The organism is Desulfobacula sp., assembly GCF_030611305.1.
GTDB lineage: Bacteria > Desulfobacterota > Desulfobacteria > Desulfobacterales > Desulfobacteraceae > Desulfobacula.
The window spans coordinates 1-15,249 of record NZ_JAUWQB010000082.1; the positions used below are offsets into that span (position 1 = coordinate 1).

At 41.6% G+C, this 15,249-nt stretch carries 21 protein-coding genes; 1 reads left to right on the forward strand and 20 read right to left on the reverse strand.

Going from position 1 to position 15,249, the window contains the following annotated elements; all coding sequences use genetic code 11:
* The 12 genes from QAI40_RS13800 to QAI40_RS13855 all read right to left on the reverse strand — a co-directional run.
* Window positions 1-131, reverse strand: a 131-nt coding sequence (locus tag QAI40_RS13800) for an AbrB/MazE/SpoVT family DNA-binding domain-containing protein (protein WP_304511703.1), incomplete at its 3' end; no start/stop codon positions are given.
* A 132-nt stretch (window positions 132-263) separates the two neighbouring features.
* Window positions 264-779, reverse strand: coding sequence for a GNAT family N-acetyltransferase (locus QAI40_RS13805; RefSeq protein WP_304511694.1), 516 nt, complete (start codon window positions 777-779; stop codon window positions 264-266).
* Window positions 776-1,054 carry a type II toxin-antitoxin system TacA family antitoxin gene (locus QAI40_RS13810; protein ID WP_304511695.1) on the reverse strand — a complete coding sequence of 93 codons (279 nt, stop codon included), beginning with the start codon at window positions 1,052-1,054 and terminating at the stop codon, window positions 776-778. The genes QAI40_RS13805 and QAI40_RS13810 overlap by 4 nt, the downstream gene beginning before the upstream one ends.
* Before the next feature lie 426 nt (window positions 1,055-1,480).
* Complete coding sequence (locus QAI40_RS13815) at window positions 1,481-2,338, reverse strand: nucleotidyl transferase AbiEii/AbiGii toxin family protein (protein ID WP_304511696.1); 858 nt, start codon at window positions 2,336-2,338, stop codon at window positions 1,481-1,483.
* The gene (locus tag QAI40_RS13820; protein WP_304511697.1) at window positions 2,331-2,984 is read right to left on the reverse strand and encodes a type IV toxin-antitoxin system AbiEi family antitoxin domain-containing protein; all 654 of its coding nucleotides are present in this window, start codon (window positions 2,982-2,984) and stop codon (window positions 2,331-2,333) included. The genes QAI40_RS13815 and QAI40_RS13820 overlap by 8 nt, the downstream gene beginning before the upstream one ends.
* Before the next feature lie 115 nt (window positions 2,985-3,099).
* Window positions 3,100-3,324, reverse strand: a complete 225-nt coding sequence (locus tag QAI40_RS13825; protein WP_304511698.1) for a type II toxin-antitoxin system HicA family toxin — start codon at window positions 3,322-3,324, stop codon at window positions 3,100-3,102.
* Entirely contained in the window at window positions 3,321-3,581 is a 261-nt protein-coding gene (locus QAI40_RS13830; protein WP_304511699.1) for a type II toxin-antitoxin system HicB family antitoxin, read from the reverse strand. The genes QAI40_RS13825 and QAI40_RS13830 overlap by 4 nt, the downstream gene beginning before the upstream one ends.
* A gap of 171 nt (window positions 3,582-3,752) precedes the next feature.
* Window positions 3,753-3,974, reverse strand: coding sequence for a type II toxin-antitoxin system HicA family toxin (locus QAI40_RS13835; RefSeq protein ID WP_304511700.1), 222 nt, complete (start codon window positions 3,972-3,974; stop codon window positions 3,753-3,755).
* Complete coding sequence (locus tag QAI40_RS13840; protein ID WP_304511701.1) at window positions 3,971-4,234, reverse strand: type II toxin-antitoxin system HicB family antitoxin; 264 nt, start codon at window positions 4,232-4,234, stop codon at window positions 3,971-3,973. Before QAI40_RS13840 ends, QAI40_RS13835 begins: the two co-directional genes overlap by 4 nt.
* Window positions 4,235-4,402: 168 nt before the next feature.
* A complete protein-coding gene (locus tag QAI40_RS13845; protein ID WP_299983699.1) occupies window positions 4,403-5,341 on the reverse strand; it encodes a GDP-L-fucose synthase family protein in 939 nt (312 codons plus the stop codon).
* A 50-nt stretch (window positions 5,342-5,391) separates the two neighbouring features.
* Complete coding sequence (gene gmd, locus QAI40_RS13850; protein ID WP_299983700.1) at window positions 5,392-6,477, reverse strand: GDP-mannose 4,6-dehydratase; 1,086 nt, start codon at window positions 6,475-6,477, stop codon at window positions 5,392-5,394.
* Window positions 6,478-6,640: 163 nt separating this feature from the next.
* A complete protein-coding gene (locus tag QAI40_RS13855) occupies window positions 6,641-6,985 on the reverse strand; it encodes a MarR family EPS-associated transcriptional regulator (protein WP_299983701.1) in 345 nt (114 codons plus the stop codon).
* Between the two features lie 90 nt (window positions 6,986-7,075).
* Between QAI40_RS13855 and QAI40_RS13860 the strand changes: the two genes are divergently transcribed.
* Window positions 7,076-8,281 (forward strand): D-alanyl-D-alanine carboxypeptidase/D-alanyl-D-alanine-endopeptidase, encoded by a 1,206-nt coding sequence (locus QAI40_RS13860; RefSeq protein WP_299983702.1) that lies wholly within the window; start codon window positions 7,076-7,078, stop codon window positions 8,279-8,281.
* 16 nt (window positions 8,282-8,297) lie between these two features.
* Here the strand turns inward: QAI40_RS13860 and folE2 are convergent, their stop codons facing one another.
* The 8 genes from folE2 to lon all read right to left on the reverse strand — a co-directional run bounded on the left by folE2 (window position 8,298) and on the right by lon (window position 15,195).
* Window positions 8,298-9,077: a GTP cyclohydrolase FolE2 gene (gene folE2, locus QAI40_RS13865; RefSeq protein ID WP_299983703.1), complete on the reverse strand. Its 780-nt coding sequence runs from the start codon at window positions 9,075-9,077 to the stop codon at window positions 8,298-8,300.
* Window positions 9,052-9,807 (reverse strand): ATP-binding protein, encoded by a 756-nt coding sequence (locus QAI40_RS13870; protein WP_299983704.1) that lies wholly within the window; start codon window positions 9,805-9,807, stop codon window positions 9,052-9,054. Before QAI40_RS13870 ends, folE2 begins: the two co-directional genes overlap by 26 nt.
* A 46-nt stretch (window positions 9,808-9,853) precedes the next feature.
* Window positions 9,854-10,051 (reverse strand): DNA-directed RNA polymerase subunit omega, encoded by a 198-nt coding sequence (gene rpoZ / locus QAI40_RS13875; protein WP_299983705.1) that lies wholly within the window; start codon window positions 10,049-10,051, stop codon window positions 9,854-9,856.
* A 21-nt stretch (window positions 10,052-10,072) separates the two neighbouring features.
* On the reverse strand, window positions 10,073-10,540 hold the full coding sequence (greA, locus tag QAI40_RS13880; RefSeq protein WP_299983706.1) for a transcription elongation factor GreA: 468 nt from the start codon (window positions 10,538-10,540) through the stop codon (window positions 10,073-10,075).
* A gap of 32 nt (window positions 10,541-10,572) precedes the next feature.
* The gene (gene pssA / locus QAI40_RS13885) at window positions 10,573-11,316 is read right to left on the reverse strand and encodes a CDP-diacylglycerol--serine O-phosphatidyltransferase (RefSeq protein WP_299983707.1); all 744 of its coding nucleotides are present in this window, start codon (window positions 11,314-11,316) and stop codon (window positions 10,573-10,575) included.
* A 17-nt stretch (window positions 11,317-11,333) separates the two neighbouring features.
* On the reverse strand, window positions 11,334-11,996 hold the full coding sequence (locus QAI40_RS13890; RefSeq protein WP_299983708.1) for a phosphatidylserine decarboxylase family protein: 663 nt from the start codon (window positions 11,994-11,996) through the stop codon (window positions 11,334-11,336).
* A gap of 134 nt (window positions 11,997-12,130) precedes the next feature.
* The gene (tsaB, locus tag QAI40_RS13895; protein WP_304511702.1) at window positions 12,131-12,799 is read right to left on the reverse strand and encodes a tRNA (adenosine(37)-N6)-threonylcarbamoyltransferase complex dimerization subunit type 1 TsaB; all 669 of its coding nucleotides are present in this window, start codon (window positions 12,797-12,799) and stop codon (window positions 12,131-12,133) included.
* Window positions 12,800-12,816: 17 nt separating this feature from the next.
* On the reverse strand, window positions 12,817-15,195 hold the full coding sequence (gene lon / locus QAI40_RS13900) for an endopeptidase La (protein ID WP_299983991.1): 2,379 nt from the start codon (window positions 15,193-15,195) through the stop codon (window positions 12,817-12,819).
* Window positions 15,196-15,249: the final 54 nt, after the last annotated feature.

Consider the following 15,249-nt stretch of genomic DNA (forward strand, 5'->3'; position numbering starts at 1 on the left):
CTGATTATGGCTTCTCTTTTTTTTTCTGTAACAATGATTTCAATTTTGTCGCCAAAGTTTATTTTAAGAGAATCCCTTATTGCTTTAGGAATTGTAACCTGACCTTTTGTTGTGAGAGTTGCTAATGCCATAATATTCCTCTCTTGCTTTATTTCCTTACTCGGATTAATATCTTACTTGAGTGTAAGGCGCTGAGTCTGAAATGTCAATCTTTTTTATATCAGGGTCTGGATTTTGGGGGCAAAAACTGCATTTTAAGGGCTTTACACGGGGTCAACAATTGCCTTCAGATCTTTGAGCATCAGGAACAAATGGAATGGGTCGGTGGGGCTGGATTCGAATTCCCACTTAATATACCACTGACGGGCTGCATCATTTTTTGCGTGCACAATTAATGCACGAATACCTGCAATATCAGAGACCTGCAAAGTTCGAAGCAATGCATCTTTGAGCAGGGCACGCCCAAGTCCCTTTCTTTGATGCGCTTTATCCACGGCCAGGCGTGCCAGGATCATCACTGGTACAGGGTGGCGCGCCAAACCCTTCACCACTCTATGCGGTGCTTCTTCATGTTCTACACTCCCCACTGTCAGGCTGTAAAAGCCTGCGACTTCACCATCTTTGCAGCAGACATATGTTTGGGCGCTGTTGGCTTTCTGGTTTACCAATGCATAGCGTTGCAAAAACTGATTCAAGTCCGACAGGTTACAATCGAAAAATTCGACCGAATCTGCTGCACTGAGTTTATGTACAGGTTCATAATAGCCCAAAGCAATCAATCCAGAACCCCAGGCTGGTCCAACAACTTCTTAAGGCGGGGTTTGGATTGTACCGGGCGATCTAACGCTTGCTGGAACATCTCCCATTGAGCATTGTCCAGTCCGAAATGACATCTATTCGCCAAAGTCTGATTGGCCGCAGTGATACCTGCTTCCAACAAAAACTCACTTACATTTTTATGGCAGGCACGAGCGGCCTCTTGCAACAATTGCTTGACCGCAATACTCACACGTACGTCAATGCGTGCGGATTTTGATTGTATTAAACTGGTCATGAGCACCTCCTTTCATTTATGTTGAAAGTATAGCGTACTGACAATGTTATGACAAGGGAAAATGTCATTTTTTCCGATTATAACGGTTATAACGGGGTCAGGCTTGCATTGTTGCGTTTGTCAGGGGGGTAAAAGTATCCCATGGCTTTCCTTATTACTCAGATGGACTCCGAACCCTACCCAGCTCCGCCCCTTCAGTTACATGGCAAAATGTAATATAACTAACTATAATTATTAAGTTTTTTGTTTAAAACATCAGAGGTTTTGTGGTACAGAATCGGAATCAGGCAACCTCTCATACTCATCCATCTTCCGTTTGATAAAGTTAAGTGAATTCACTTTTTGAGGTAAGCTCTCGCAAAAGATAATATGTTACATCCTGGCTGAATTCGGTCTCTTTATTCATGGGGTGAATTTCTAAACCAATCAAAGAATATTGTCAAGCCCTAGTCGTTCTATTTTATGTGTAAAAAGATTTTCACTCCATAAACTCAGACTATTCTGCTCCAACGGTCTAAGAAATCGCCGAATATCATCTGCGGCAGCCTGCCAGTCAATACGTGCCGTTTTTAAGCACAACTCATGTTTCAGCCATTCTATATTAAGATCAATTTTTTGATGTGCCCATGGTCCCCACTGGAATAAGGCTGCCTGCAAATGGGCAAGGTTTGGTTGAATCCCCTTTTTTATATACCAGCTAAAGTCATGCCAGTCCCGGCCCTTTAAATACGGCCGGCAAAGCAGTGCGTGGATTTTCAATGAAAAATTGCTGCTCAGATCCTGATGACAGACTTCGAAATCCAGAGGAAAATCCAGGTAAGTGTATTCAAAACCCGAACTTGTCGGAGGATCTACGTCGATTTCCAATTTTATTTTTTGGGTCTGCCCCCGGTCGTCTCTGAAAAAAGATAAATTAAGCCGATTAGATATTGAGCTGTCCTTGATCAGAGCTTTTTTTACGCGCTGATCCATTCTGCTTTTATCCGATACTTGAGATTTAAGTCCAAACTCTTCAAAGGTGTCAAGCATTTTGTCAAGGTATACAGGCCAGGTAAATTCAGGATCAGGTACTTTCAATATAAAATCAAGATCTTCTGAAAATCTTGTCAATCCATATATAATCCTCAGACTGGTACCTCCCTGGAATGCCGCAACCTCAAAAAAATCAGCCCGCCACAAACCATAGAGTGCGATATCCTGGAGAATTTCTTTAAGAGCATGATTTTCTTCCAGTTCATTGGCCGCTTTATAGGCAGCTAATCTTTCCTGAATCAGATCAATCAAGAGCTAACTCCCTGCTGAGATGAGATATATACGATTTTACCCGTTTATGTTTATAAATCAATTTTAATATTTTAATATCATTAATGGTAATGGTTGATAGTGATTCCGGATCAATCCGCAGCCCTTCTAAAAGCCAGTCAATCCCTTCCCAGGATAGTTTTCTCAAACAGACCAGATCCATTAATGCCCTGCATGGTTTCGCCACCAGCATTGTCTGACCATTCGTCTGGTGCCGGTTCACCAGTTCCAAAAAGTATTCCCGCTGAACTGCGAGGGGGTGAAAATTAAAAATTCCCATTTTTTTATGTTCAAATTTTTTGATTTTCCGGTGGGACACCACGCTGGCTGTGGTAAAAACCGCCTCTGGAATCCAGCCGTGGTATGCCAATGCTGTCTCAAACGAAATATAACTGTCAGGCTCAAGGGCCTGTGCCAGAATGAACGGGTGACACGGAAAATCGCGAAACCGGTCATTGAGCATATACAGGCCGCGTTGAAATCGAAACAATTCTTTGGTTTTAATCGCCCGGTTGACCAGATTGTAACGTCGTTGTGCGGTTCCCTCTGCCATCCGTTTCAGCTGGGAAACTCTGAGGATTCGGTTGGCAAGGCCCTGCTCAATGATTTTAGTTGTTATTGTATTCATCTTCTATAAAATACCACATGCTTTCAAAAAATGAAAGTATGTGGTATTTTATTCTTTCATTGCCTGGGGTCAGGCTTGCGTTGTTGTCGTTGTTTGGGGGTAAAGTGTCAAGACTTTAGATAAGCTTCAAAAGATCATCCCGAGTTATTTCACAATCACGAAGGATCTTTGACAACAGGCCTGGGCCAATTGTTTCGCCTGAATGTACAGGAACAACAGTGCATCGGCCATCAGAATGTCTTAAAAAATTATGACTTCCTTTGACTCTAATGACACTGAATTTTTTCTTTTTAAGTATTTTAACAAGTTGTTTGCCCTGCAAAGATGGATATTGTGTCATACAGAAACCGAAATTCGTTGAAAACCGATAAATTGATTAGGGATGGCAATGTCATCAACCTCCACACATAATGCAATGGCTTCTTTAATACGGTCTAACAAAACATCCAGCGATTTTGCCTGTGTATGGCACCCCTTTAACTCAGGTACACTGGCGACATAAAATCCCTTATTATCCTGCTCGATAATAACATTGAATGTTTTCATATCTGCCGCTGTTTTATTGCCTTGTGCGTCTGGTACAAATTGCGTTCCCATGGTAAGCCTCCATCAAAATTTTATAACAGTGACATTATACCCCATCATACTCTGGAAAGAAAGAAGTTTCCCAGGCTTGCGTTGTTGTCGTTGTTTGGGGGGTAAAGTATTTGTTTGATGTAAATGGACTTATTATTTTAAGACTGTCCCGGACAAAAAAAGCTATGATTTTTATTTCCAAAACTCATCCTGATCCATTTCAAGGTCGTATCGAATAATTTTGCTCAATAAACCTTTTGGAACATCTTTATTGCCGTGGTCAGGAATTGTTGTCTTTCTACCGTCTGGATGAACAAAACGAATATGGGAGCCTTGCTGTCTTATTCGCTGAAAACCTAATTTTTGAACCTTTTGGATAAAATTTTTAAAGGTTATGGCTGGATATGATGTCATACTGCAATTTCTATATCTCTAACACCGACAAATTGATTATAATCATCAACAATCGTATCTTCTATACAGGAACCAATGGCTTCAGTAATATTGCCAATGGCTTCATCAATGGTAGAGCCATAACTATGACATCCTTTAAAAACCGGACAAGTTACAATAAACTCACCATCAACGTCCTGTTCAATAATTATGGGAAAATGTTTTCTTTTCATAATCACCCCATTTTCTGATATATTAGTTGTATATTCGACTGCTTTCATCCGTTATTGCTCCCTGTTTGATTATATCTATAGCAGTGTTGACATATAAAATCATCTTGACACCAACAGTGTATCCATAAACTTAAATTTCTGCAAATCCTTTTTTGTTTCTGGATTCAGGTGCATTCTGGGGTCAGGCTTGCGTTGTTGTCGTTGTTTGGTTCCGGTTTAATGGGTTGCATACCATTCATAGCTCCGTGTGATGCCGTTATTCAGGTTTATTTTCGAGTGCCAGCCAAGATTTTTCATTTTTGAAACATCAAGACGTTTCTGCGGGGTTCCATCAGGCTTTGATGCGTCATAGGAGATGCCTCCCTTAAAGCCTGTAATCTCTTTTATCAGCTCTGCCAGTTCCCTGACAGTAAGATCCTTTCCTGTGCCGATATTGAAAAGCGGTGACTCTTTTAATGACAGTTTATCAGATGGAATATTCATCAGGTGGATGCAGGCTTCTGCCAGATCATCCACATGGAGAAACTCGCGCCTTGGTTTGCCCGTTCCCCAGATTGTTACAGAGTCTGCACCGGACTGTTTTGCTTCATGAAATTTTCTTATCAGGGCCGGCAGAACATGGGAAGTTTCAAGATCAAAATTATCATTGGGGCCGTAAAGATTTGTGGGCATTACCGGGATAAACTTTGTATTATACTGTCTGTTATATGACCGGCACATCTCAACGCCTGCTATCTTTGCCACTGCATAGGCTGAATTTGTGGACTCAAGCGGGCCGGTCATGAGATATTCCTCTTTAATGGGCTGGGGGCAGTTTTTGGGATAAATGCAGGATGAACCCAGGAAAAGGAGTTTTTTAATCTTGTGGACATAGCTTTGGTGGATGATGCTGTTCTGGATCATCAGATTTGTATAGATGAAGTCGGCAGGATAGGTGTCGTTTGCTAATATACCGCCTACTTTTGCTGCTGCGAGGAAGACATATCCGGGTTTGTGTTTCTCAAAATAGCTGGAGACTGCCTGCTGGTCCATGAGTTCTAATTCTGCATGGGTCGGGGCAAGGATGTTTGTGCAGCCCTGTTTTTTTAAACAGCGGATGATGGCGGAACCTGCGAGGCCTTTGGCTCCTGCTATGAAAATCGGGTGTTGAGTCATATTGGGGTCAGGCTTGCTTTATTGTCGTTATTGAGTTTTGGGTGCTTGGTTTATTCATTGTAGTTGTATGTCTGAAAACCTGCGCGCTGGCAGAGTTCGTCTTTTTTTGCTTCTTCAAGATCTGCCCTGGCCATTTCCGTGACAAGTTCGTCAAAGGTTATTTTGGGTGTCCAGCCAAGTTTTTCCTTTGCTTTTGAAGGGTCTCCGAGGAGTGTTTCAACTTCTGTCGGTCTGAAGTATTTAGGATCAACGGCAATAATTATTTTGTCTGTTGCTGTATGATATCCTTTTTCATCCTTTCCCGATCCTCTCCAGGAAATATCAATGCCCAGTTTTTTTGCTGCAAGATTAACAAAATCCCTTACCGAGTGCTGCTCGCCGGTTGCAATAACAAAATCATCAGGCGCTTCCTGCTGGAGCATGAGCCACTGCATTTCCACATAATCTCTGGCATGGCCCCAATCCCTCTTTGCATCAAGGTTTCCAAGGTAAAGGCAATCCTGGAGGTTCAGGCTGATGCGGGCAAGTGCTCTTGTTATCTTGCGGGAGACAAAGGTTTCACCGCGCAAAGGGGATTCATGGTTAAACAGGATGCCGTTGCAGGCATACATTCCATAGGCTTCCCTGTAATTGACAGTTATCCAGTAGGCATAGAGCTTTGCTGCGCCATAGGGGCTTCTGGGATAAAAAGGGGTTTTTTCCGTCTGGGGAACTTCCTGAACCTTTCCGAAAAGTTCTGAGGTTGAGGCCTGGTAAAACCGGGTTTTCTTTTCAAGTCCAAGCAGCCTTATGCCTTCCAGGACGCGCAGGGTGCCAAGCCCATCCGTATCTGCTGTGTATTCCGGGGATTCAAATGATACGGCCACATGGCTCTGGGCTGCCAGGTTGTAAACTTCGTCCGGCTGCACCTGCTGGAGTATCCTGATGAGATTTGTCGAATCCGTGAGGTCTCCATAGTGAAGGATAAAATCCCTGTCCTTGACATGGGGGTCCTGGTAGAGATGGTCTATTCTGTCTGTATTGAACAGAGACGCTCTTCTTTTGATGCCATGGACTTCATACCCTTTTTTCAGGAGAAACTCTGCGAGGTATGCGCCGTCCTGGCCGGTGATTCCTGTTATTAATGCTTTTTTCATAGGCTCCTGGGGTCAGGCTTGCGTTGTTGTCGTTATTGGGGGTTGGGTTTCGGGTGGTTTACCCAGCTCCGCCCCTTCACTTACATAGCGAAATGAATTCAACCGATTATAATTATTGACTTTTTACTTAAAACTTCAGAGATTTTGTGGTCCGGAATTGGAATCAGACAACATCTTCTCCAATCTCCTGCCTTGCTTTTCCAATCTCTTGTTCTAAGCTCTCATACTCTTTCATCTTCCGTTTGATAAAATTAAGAGTGATGCGTTTTTTCTCCTTTATCCCATTAGGGGTGAGAAGATAGAGATAACCTTTTTTGCTCTTACTTTGTTTGAAATTCTCCATCTTGACAATACCCTTCTGGACAAAAGCAGACAAGACATAATTGACTTTACCTACGCTTACACCAATCTTTCCCGCCATCTCAAGTTGGGTAAATTCACTTCTTAAAGCAATCTCCCGCAAAAGATAATATTCTACGTCCCGGTTGAATTTGTTATCTTTATTCATAGTATGAATTTCTAAACTAATCAAAAATTGTTGTCAAGGAGAAAAGAATAACGCAAGCCTGACCCCAAAAATTTACAATGGCAATTTTTCATGATATTGATAGAAATGATTGATAAAAAAACAGGCGCGGGCTTTATCTTTTTTTTAATTGTTTTTATTGCCGGATTATTTATAAGTCCCTGTGTTTATGCAGAAAGTGTGAACACAGGTATTGTTTTAGCTGATGATCAGGGGAACATCCTCTTTGATCAAAACAGGGAAAAACAATTTATCCCGGCCTCAATTTTAAAAATCCTGACCAGCCTTGCTTCCATCCATATCCTTGGAAAAGACTATCGCTTCCCCACTGAGTATTTTTTTGATGCAGATTCAAACGACCTTTATATTAAGGGATTTGGAGATCCCTTGTTCATTTCCGAAGTTATTGAGAAGCTGTGCCATGAAATAAATTTAAAAACGGGATTTATTCGTCATATCATTCTTGACCAGGCGTATTTTTCTGAACAAATCCTGGTCCCGGGCAAAGGAAACTCTTTAAACCCTTATGATGCTCCTGTTGGAGCTTTATGTGCTAATTTCAATACCATTATGTTTAAATGGAACAATCAGGAAAACAGGTTTATCAGTGGAGAACCTCAGACTCCTCTGCTTCCCTTCTTCCTTAAAGACATTCAAAAAACAAAACTCAGGCAAGGCAGAATTATCCTTACAAAACAACATAGCCTTTTGTATCCGGGTCTTTTGATGAAATATTTTTTTGAGAAAAACAATATTAAAGTTACCGGGTCTGTTTTGCAGGGAAAATTTAAAATCAACGAGGGGGACTCTTTTCTTTCTCCTTTTGAAATAAAAGAGGTTGCGCGAAAACTTTTAACATACTCGAATAATTATATTGCAAATCAGCTTTTGTTGACTATTGGCGCAAAAACATACGGGACACCGGCCACACTTGAAAAAGGAGTCAAAGCGGTCAAGCTGTTTTCAAAACAAAATTTAAAACTGGGGCATGTTACCATTTTAGAAGGATCAGGCATTTCAAGATCAAACCTGATTTCTCCAGACCAGATGCTGAAAATTCTTCTTGAATTTATGCCGTATCATTCATTATTGAAGCGCCGGGATAATGATTTTTTTAAAACCGGAACACTTTCAGGGGTCAGAACCCGTGCAGGATATATCTTAGGAAACAACAACAGGCTTTACCCCTATGCCATTATGGTTAACCAGGAAAACAAAAGCTATGAATCAATTCGAAAAAAACTTCTCCATATGGTTTCTCAGATCAGTGGCAAATGAATAGTTTTGGGGGAGGCTAAGAAACCGAGCCTTTTTCAATATACGCATAGGCACTGTGATTATGGATGGACTCGAAATTTTCTGCGCTTACGGAAAACCAGGTAATATTCTTATCCTCCATCAGTGTTTTTGCAACATCCCTTGCTAAATCTTCCACAAATTTGGGATTATCGTAGGCTTTTTCAGTGACAAACTTCTCATCTTCTCTTTTCAATACAGAAAAGATATCACAGGAAGCCGATGCCTCCACAAGGTCAACAATATCTTCTATCCAGATAAACTTTTTGAACCGGGTACTGACAAGCACTTCTCCCCGTTGATTGTGGGCACCGTATTCACTGATTTCCTTTGAACAGGGGCACACGGATGTCACTGGGACGGCAACCTTCAGGATAATATCCGTATTCGCTCTCTCATTCGAAGACCCGAATATGGAACAGGTGTAATCCATAAGACCTTTTGAATCGGTCTCCGGGGATCTTTTCTCGATAAAATAGGGGAATGTAATTTCAATATGAGAAGATTGAGCTTCGAGGATTTCCTTCATGTCTTCTAGGATGTTGGTTAAGGATTCCAAAGAAACCTTAGTCCTGAACAGGTGCAGGATTTCAACAAACCTGCTCATATGGGTCCCCTTGGACTGGTGGGGCAAATCTACATACATATTGATCTGTGCGACAGTGGATTGGAGTCCGGTTTTTTTGTCTAAAACTTTAACCGGGTATTTCAAGCCCTTTATCCCGACCTTATCAATGGGGATATTCCTGTAATCAGGTTGATTTTGGATGTCTATCATTTTTAGCTTCTAAAAGATAATCAGGTGCAATATTACTCATTGACCTGAATATATTGCCCTTTATATGTTTATTGTGTTTATACAATGTTTCAAGCAACTTTCTTATCTCACCACGTTTTGTCTTATTTGCGCTGGGACAATTATTCTTAAACTCCGGTAAATTAAACAATTGCCCAAACAATGCAATATTTTTTTTCTCAACATATGACAGCGGTCTGATTATATCAAGGGTTCCATTAAAAAAAGATTGCCTGGGTTTCATTGTGCCGATCCTGCCAGCATAACATATGTTAATAAATAAGGTTTCAATGATATCATCTTTATTGTGACCCAGAGCAATTTTTTTACAGCCCTGCTCTTGTGCGATTTCAAAAAGTCGTTTTCTTCTAAGGCGGGAACATAGGAAACACGGGTTTTCCCTGTTTATATCCGAGTGGGCAAGCACACCGTAGTCTTTATATTCGATTTTCAGGGGGCCGTAGGTATCCTCGATATAGTTCTCAAGCTCTTTTGCAAATGAATCTTCAAACCCGGCATCAATATGTACGGGCAGAATATCAAAATTAACGGGTGCCCGTTTTTTCAAAGAAAATAAAATGTTTAACAATGCCTGGCTATCCGTGCCACCGGATACGCCGACAAGGATCCTTTCATTTTCTGAAATCATGTCCCAGTCATGAATTGCCTTTCCAACGGCACGATCTATTCTTTTTTTCAAGCCGGTTTTCACACCCGTTTCCTGGCTCCTGGTTCCTGATTTCTGGCTATTCGCCTTCTTATTCTTCTTTCTCTGCTGCGACAATCCTTTTTGCAGCAATCTCTCTTAAAACAGTAACAACATCCTCATTATTGGATGATTTCACCAGCAAATCCGAGCCTTCTCTTACCTGTCTGACTCTTTTTGCTGCAAGGTGAACAAGCGTAAATCTATTGTTTACATTTTTCAAACAATCTTCTATGGTAACTCTTGCCAAAACTCATACCTCCAATATAATTTAAAGAATATCTATTATCTCATACACTCTTTTGCCGCCGGGAGCCTGCACTATTGCTTCATCTCCTGGTTTCTTGCCTATCAATGCACTGCCCAGCGGAGAAGATACAGAAATTTTCCCCTTTTTTATATCAGCTTCATCTGCACCGACTAGCATGTATTCCATTTCCTCTTGTGAATCCAAATTTTCAAGAAGGACCCGACATGCAAACCTTACACAATCCTTGGGTATAGTTTCCGGATCAATTATCTTAGCAGTTCCAAGCTTATAGCCAATTTCACCGATCCTGCCCTCAAGGAATGACTGCCGTTCCTTTGCCGCATGATATTCAGCATTTTCAGAAAGATCACCATGGGCTCTGGCCACTTCAATGGCTTTGATATTTTCAGGCCGCTCAATGGTTTTTAATCTTTCAAACTCTTTTTTTAAGGCTGCATAGCCTTGTGTTGTAATGGGTGTTTGTTCCAACTTACAATTGACTCCGTATGATTTATTTTTATTTAAAACCCTTTGTCAGCCTGGGCTGCTTTGTCTCTTTTTGAATATTTTTGATACACCAGTGTTAAAACGGGTCCGGACATAACATATATCGAGAATACAACAAACAGCAGTATGGAAGGTTCTGTGGCAATGGCAACAAGAATAAGAACAAGCCCTACAAGTTTGTTAAATTTCATGCTTTTAAAAAAAGACACCTTTTTTAAACTTTTATATCTGAACGAACTCACCATGCAGAATGAAAGCCCGAACATCAGTACCAGAAGAACCAGCTTAAAGGGTTCCGGGCTTATCTGAAGCCGGGAGAAAAAAAGAACCACAGAAACGTTCATTGCGGCAGCAGCCGGAATCGGCAAACCCTCGAAATCACTGCCGGATGAAGAACTGGTATTAAATCTGGCAAGCCTTAATGCGCCGCATATGACAAATAGGAATGTAGCTGACCAACCCGGTCTGCCGGTAGACTCAAGTACCCACAGGAACATTAAAAGAGCCGGTGCCAATCCAAACGTAATCAGATCAGCCAAAGAGTCATATTCAATACCAAATTTACTGGTAGTATTGGTGGCTCTGGCAATCTTCCCGTCTAACAGATCAAACACACCACCAATTAATATGGCAATGGCTGCATCCACAAATCTTGATTGAATCGCTGCCGTAATTGAATAGTATCCGCAAAATAAATTCATGGATGTAAATAAATTGGGGAGAATATAAATACTTTTTTTAACATTCTGCTTTTGCATTACTTGTCACCCCTCCTTTATTTCATATATCCAATGACAGTAGAACCGGCTTTTGTTTTCTCACCTACACTGACAGCAAGGTCAAAATCATCAGGTAAATATAAATCAAGACGGGAACCGAACCGGATCATACCATACCGGTCACCCTTTTTGATCTTTTCACCCTCTTTAACACAATTGACAATTCTTCTGGCAATAAGGCCGGCTATCTGAACCACTGCAAAACTTGTATCATCAGCTGTCTTAATAATTAATGCATTTCTCTCATTGTGTGTGGATGCCTTGTCAAACGAAGCATTCATAAACTTCCCGGGATGATACAAAACCTTTTGCACCACTCCGTCAAAAGGAACTCGATTCACATGAACATTAAACACATTCATGAAAATACTGACCTTAATACAGGGGTCGGGTAAATAGTCACTTTTCTTCTGTTTTTCAACAATAATCACCTTCCCGTCAGCAGGAGAAGTAAGGCTTTTCTCGTCTTGAGGGATATCACGATCAGGATCTCTAAAAAACCAGCAGACAAATAAAGTAATAGCAAGACAGACCCAGGCAAATAAACCCCACCCAAAATAAAAAAGCATCCCCGTAATGAGGATGGCTATAAAAACAAATATCAGCCCGGGTTGTGCAACAGGTAAAACCGCCCGTGCCGGCCATTTTGAATTATCCATAATTTAACTTTCCGCAAATATAATCTTATCATAATATCAAATTATCAATCACAATGTCAATATCCTTATTTTTAAATGGGGTCAGGCTTGCGTTGTTGAGCCCAATAACGCCCACAACGCAAGCCTGACCCCCTCTACAATTGAGCATCGGACTTTCTGATATAGCTGGGAACAAGAATATTTTCAGGATTATCTAAAAAATTATCTTTTAAAGAAAGGGACAAAGCCAGTGCAGCTGCATTCACAGAATCCAGAAAGTCGTGGGCAATGACGGGATGATCTGCTGTTTGTTCAATGATGTCTCTATAGGCTTTTGAGCCTGATCCTGCAAACAATGCAGCGCCGTCTGCCATCTCAATGGCATCTTCAGGACAGACAACCCTTTCCTGGCTTTTTGATACCAGCCTGCCATGATCAAAATGATAGACTGCACAATAGACTTCATTTCTTCTGGCATCCATCATAACACAAACCGGAATTGATGAATGAACAAACCGGAACGCGATACCATCAAGACTTGAAACACCGACGCCGGGTTTTCCCATGGCATAGGCCATGCCCTTGACCACACTGATACCAATGCGAAGCCCGGTAAAGCTGCCTGGTCCTCTGGCTGCAACAAAGGCATCGATATCAGAAAGTTCCATGCAGGCTCTGTCTGCAAGCATATGTTCAATCATTTTTACCAGCCGTCTGGAATGCGTCAGCCTGGCTGTCCAGAATTCTTCACAGACAATGGACGTCCCATCAATAATTGCAAGGCTGCATCCTGGTTCTGCGGTACTCAGACAAAGAAGTTTCAATTTATCGGACATCTTTATCAGATCGGTTTTTCCAATGCGATTTCAAGAACTTCCCGGATATCCCTGACACAGGTAAACTTTATTTTATTCTTGATCACCTTTGGCATATCATATAAATCCTTCTTGTTTTTCTCAGGAATGATTATATGGTCAATCCCGGCCCGCAACGCCCCAAGGGCTTTCTCTTTGAGCCCGCCAATGGGAAGCACCCTTCCCCTCAAGGAAATTTCACCTGTCATGCCCACTTTATTATTTACTTTGCGCCCTGTAAATGCTGAAATCAATGCTGTTGCCATGGCAATTCCGGCTGAAGGGCCGTCTTTTGGAATGGCACCTGCCGGCACGTGAAGATGAATATCATTATTATCAATATCTTCTTTTTTTATATCAAATTTGTCTGCATTGGCTTTTGTGTATGTAAGGGCAGCCCTGGCAGACTCCTGCATAACATCACCGATCTGTCCTGTGACCAGCAGCTCTCCTTTTCCCTGATAAAGAGATACTTCGATATAAAGCTGCTCTCCACCGACTTCAGTCCATGCAAGCCCGGTTGCCAGACCCACCTGGCTTTCTTCCTGGTCAAGCTCAGAAAGATATTGCGGCGGCCCCAGATATTTTGTGAGATTTTGCTTGGTTATTGAAAATTTGCCTTTTTTACCCTCTGCAATCTTTCTTGCAATTTTTCTGCAGATGGCATCCAGTTTCCTTTCAAGACCCCGCAAGCCCGCTTCCAGTGTATATTCTGCAATAATCGTCTCCATGGCTCCGGAGCTGATATGGATAGATCTACGGATAAGCCCGTTGTCTTTCAATTTTTTGGGGAAAAGGTGGTTTTTAGCGATCACTTTTTTTTCCTGCCGGGTATATCCGGTGATTCTAATCACCTCCATCCTGTCCAGCAAGGCTGACGGGATCGTATCTGAAATATTGGCGGTTAGAATAAAAAGCACATTGGAAAGATCAAACGGCATATTCAAATAATGATCTGAAAATTCAAAATTCTGTTCAGGATCAAGGGCCTCTAAAAGGGCTGAAGAAGGATCTCCTCTGAAGTCATTTCCCAGCTTGTCGATTTCATCTAACATAAATACGGGATTATTTGTATTGCATTGCCTTAACCCCTGCAAAACCCTTCCCGGCATGGAACCGATATACGTTCTTCTGTGCCCCCTGATTTCAGCCTCATCCCGGATGCCGCCCAGGGATACCCGATGAAACTTACGCTTCATGGCTTTGGCAATGGCCTGTCCCAGCGATGTTTTCCCAACACCCGGAGGCCCTACAAAACAAATGATCTGTCCCTTTTTTTTGGGATTTAACTTTCTGACACTTAAATACTCGAGAATTCTTTCTTTAACCTTCTCCAGACCAAAATGATTTTTATCCAGAACTTCCTGTGATTTTGGAATATTAAGAAAATCTTTTGTTGCTTTACTCCAGGGCAACTCGACAATACAATCAAGATACGTCCTTACAACCGAAGCTTCAGAGGAGTCAGAATGCATCTGTTCAAGACGTTTCAGCTGCTTTTGGGCCTCTTTTTCACAGTCTTTCGGCATTTTGCATTTTTTAATCTTAAGTTTAAACTCTTTTATTTCAGCAAGCTTGTCATCACTATCCCCAAGCTCCCTGTGAATGGCCTTCACTTGTTCTCTAAGATAATAATCTCTTTGATTTTTAGAAATCTCATCCTTGACATCTATTTGAATTTTGGCTTGAACCGTTGAAAGATCCAGCTCTTTTGCCAAAAGATCATTCACCTTTTTCAACCGTTCGGTTCCACCGGTAATTTCAAGTAAAACCTGAGCATCCTCGACCTTTAAATTTATATTGGAAGCAACAAGATCAGCAAGTTTACCCGGAGATTCAATATGAGACAGCAAATCTCCCACGTCTCCTGAAAGCTCACCTTTGAGAGCCAGCAATTTTTCACTGGCCTCTTTGACATTCCGCATTAAGGCTTCTTCTTCAATATTGAGTTCCCGGGAATCTGTATCCTTTAAAAATTCAATCTGAACTTTAAAAAAAGGCCTTGTTTTGACATATTCCAATACTTTTGCCTTGGTTATCCCCTGGACCAGAGCCTTAATCCTGCCATCCGGCAACTTGATCATTTTTTGGATTCTGCCAACCGTACCAATGGTATAAACATCCTCAGCTGTCGGTTTTTCCAGTTCAGAATCTTTCTGGGCAGTCAGGAATATGTAACGATCATATTCGACAGTCTCTTCAACTGCCTTAATGGATTTTTTCCGCCCGACAAATAATGGCAGCAGCATATCGGTAAACACAACAACATCTCTGACCGGCATCATGGGAAGAATTGTCGGAATATCCTCTATGTTGCTTTCTTTTTCTATGATTTCAATTAGATCATCAATATCTGCTTCAGCCATTTGTCTCCTTTTTATGGGGTCAGGCTTGCGTTGTTGTCGTTATTGAGCTCAATA

Bases quoted from the DNA above. Each gene is read 5' to 3' on its own strand.
- QAI40_RS13810 (WP_304511695.1), bottom strand. From the start codon at position 1,054: ATGACCAGTTTAATACAATCAAAATCCGCACGCATTGACGTACGTGTG.
- QAI40_RS13820 (WP_304511697.1), bottom strand. From the start codon at position 2,984: ATGAATACAATAACAACTAAAATCATTGAGCAGGGCCTTGCCAACCGA.
- QAI40_RS13825 (WP_304511698.1), bottom strand. From the start codon at position 3,324: ATGACACAATATCCATCTTTGCAGGGCAAACAACTTGTTAAAATACTT.
- QAI40_RS13830 (WP_304511699.1), bottom strand. From the start codon at position 3,581: ATGGGAACGCAATTTGTACCAGACGCACAAGGCAATAAAACAGCGGCA.
- QAI40_RS13835 (WP_304511700.1), bottom strand. From the start codon at position 3,974: ATGACATCATATCCAGCCATAACCTTTAAAAATTTTATCCAAAAGGTT.
- QAI40_RS13840 (WP_304511701.1), bottom strand. From the start codon at position 4,234: ATGAAAGCAGTCGAATATACAACTAATATATCAGAAAATGGGGTGATT.
- QAI40_RS13845 (WP_299983699.1), bottom strand. From the start codon at position 5,341: ATGACTCAACACCCGATTTTCATAGCAGGAGCCAAAGGCCTCGCAGGT.
- gmd (WP_299983700.1), bottom strand. From the start codon at position 6,477: ATGAAAAAAGCATTAATAACAGGAATCACCGGCCAGGACGGCGCATAC.
- QAI40_RS13855 (WP_299983701.1), bottom strand. From the start codon at position 6,985: ATGAATAAAGATAACAAATTCAACCGGGACGTAGAATATTATCTTTTG.
- QAI40_RS13860 (WP_299983702.1), top strand. From the start codon at position 7,076: ATGATATTGATAGAAATGATTGATAAAAAAACAGGCGCGGGCTTTATC.
- folE2 (WP_299983703.1), bottom strand. From the start codon at position 9,077: ATGATAGACATCCAAAATCAACCTGATTACAGGAATATCCCCATTGAT.
- pssA (WP_299983707.1), bottom strand. From the start codon at position 11,316: ATGCAAAAGCAGAATGTTAAAAAAAGTATTTATATTCTCCCCAATTTA.
- QAI40_RS13890 (WP_299983708.1), bottom strand. From the start codon at position 11,996: ATGGATAATTCAAAATGGCCGGCACGGGCGGTTTTACCTGTTGCACAA.
- lon (WP_299983991.1), bottom strand. From the start codon at position 15,195: ATGGCTGAAGCAGATATTGATGATCTAATTGAAATCATAGAAAAAGAA.